2 protein-coding genes are annotated in these 1,745 nt (G+C 64.2%); one reads left to right on the top strand and one right to left on the bottom strand.

Annotated features, from left to right (window positions below; genetic code table 11):
- Nucleotides 1–119: 119 nt before the first annotated feature.
- Nucleotides 120–566, bottom strand: a complete 447-nt coding sequence (locus GGR04_RS23645; RefSeq protein WP_210291962.1) for a hypothetical protein — start codon at nucleotides 564–566, stop codon at nucleotides 120–122.
- Nucleotides 567–858: 292 nt separating this feature from the next.
- On the opposite strand from GGR04_RS23645, the gene GGR04_RS23640 reads away from it, so the two are divergent.
- Entirely contained in the window at nucleotides 859–1,305 is a 447-nt protein-coding gene (locus GGR04_RS23640) for a Ros/MucR family transcriptional regulator (RefSeq protein ID WP_183203050.1), read from the top strand.
- The last annotated feature ends 440 nt before the right edge of the window (nucleotides 1,306–1,745 follow it).

Below are 1,745 nucleotides of genomic sequence, written 5' to 3'. Positions count from 1 at the left end.
CCCGCGAAGCAGGAAGCCAGCTGCGGTCTCGTCGCCTTCGCGATGGCGTCACGATCGGCAAAGCCCGGCTGCAGAAGGTGGCAACCGCTCGGCGAGGCACGTCCCCATGCGACGGCGGCTCAGGACGGCAAGTCCCACTTCCAGCGGTCCTCGAGAGGAAGCTTCCTGCGAAGCGCGAGCCGACGTTCCTGCCAACCCGGAGCCGTCGGGGTCGAACGCGTCGTCGGCGCCTTCTCGATGGCGGTGACGGGCACAGACAAAGGCATCACCATCTCGTCCCGACGATCGCGAGGAGCGGCCTTCGCAGCCTTTGAGACCTTCGGCAAGCCGGGTGCGTCGACATCCGACGCTGTGTCCAACTCCCATGCGGCCGACACGACGGCGCGGTCGATCGCATCGGCAGGTTCGACATCCGGAGAGGCCGGTCTCGGCTCGACGCTTGCCTCGAGGATCCGTCCCCGTGAGCCCCTCTTGGAAACGGTCTCGATCTCGCTGGCATGTGACGGCTCGGCGGTGGGGTTCGCCGACGCCTCCGCCCGCTCATGGACCAGGGCGAGCTCGCGCATCTGCCGGCCTGCGGTGCCCGTCCAGATCGAGGGCGGGGTCGCGGTAGAGGGCCGCGAGCGGCGCTTGTGCTCGACGACAAAAGTGTTCGGAGGGCGCTTCATGGTGGTCCGTCAGGAAGGGGATGGCATCGCAGGCTGCGGCACCGGAGCAATCTCGGGCCAACGCTGCCGGCACTGTGCCACCGCGACCTGACCCTCGCAACTGTGGTTGCAGGACCTGACGCAATTGCCGGTTGGCTTCCCCGCATTCCTGTGCGAACCCCGGGCTAAGATTGAAGCGGAGAGCCATTGAATGAGATCGCAGACGGCCGAGACGGTAGAGATCCTGGAACAGACGGCAGAGATCACGGCTGCCTATGTCAGCAACAATCATCTGCCCCGCGAGGAGATCGCAGGTCTCATCGCTGTCATCCATGCCACGCTGGGCACGCTCGGGAAGCAGCCCGAGGCAGCACCCGCACCCGACGAGCCGCTCGTCCCGGCCGTGCCGATCCGCAAGTCGGTGACCCCTGACTACCTGATCTGCCTGGAAGACGGAAAGTCGTTCAAGTCGCTGAAGCGCCACCTGATGACGCATTACGACCTGACGCCGGACGCCTATCGCCGGAAGTGGGGTCTCCCGGCCGACTATCCGATGGTCGCCGCCAGCTATGCCGCCAAACGTTCGGAACTCGCGCGATCCATCGGCCTCGGTCGCAAGGCGAGGACGGTCGAGGACGGCTCGACGGACGAAGGCTAGGCGGACGTTACGCAGCTCCGGGACGGCGAGCGCCGCACGGTTCCGTTCGCATGGTTCACAACGGTTCGGTCTGGTTTGGTTCGAACAAAACCGGTTATCGCACCGCTGGAAGGTTGGTTTCGCACGGCATACCCAAAGCAGACCAACGCTTTTCGTTCATGTACACGCCTAGAACATGCGGCGGGCAATGCCAGATGGTAAGGTGCAGACACTCCGCACCCTGCTCACAGATCGAGGAATGCCAATGCCGAGGGTCACCTTCACGTACTCCGTTCAGAACGGCGCGGGCGTGCAAATGCATGATCAGAAAGCTTTTGTGGACATTCCAGATGACGAGAAACTGGGTGGAGTGGACCCCATTTCGCCGGACAGGGGGCGGTTGGGTTTAGGCACTGAGCCTGATGAACTCACGAGGCGAGCGGAACTTCAGGCCTGAGTGC

This window comes from Aureimonas pseudogalii, assembly GCF_014196835.1.
Lineage (GTDB): Bacteria > Pseudomonadota > Alphaproteobacteria > Rhizobiales > Rhizobiaceae > Aureimonas > Aureimonas pseudogalii.
The sequence above is the reverse complement of the archived record's forward strand: the minus strand, read 5'-3'. Positions and strand labels throughout refer to the sequence as shown.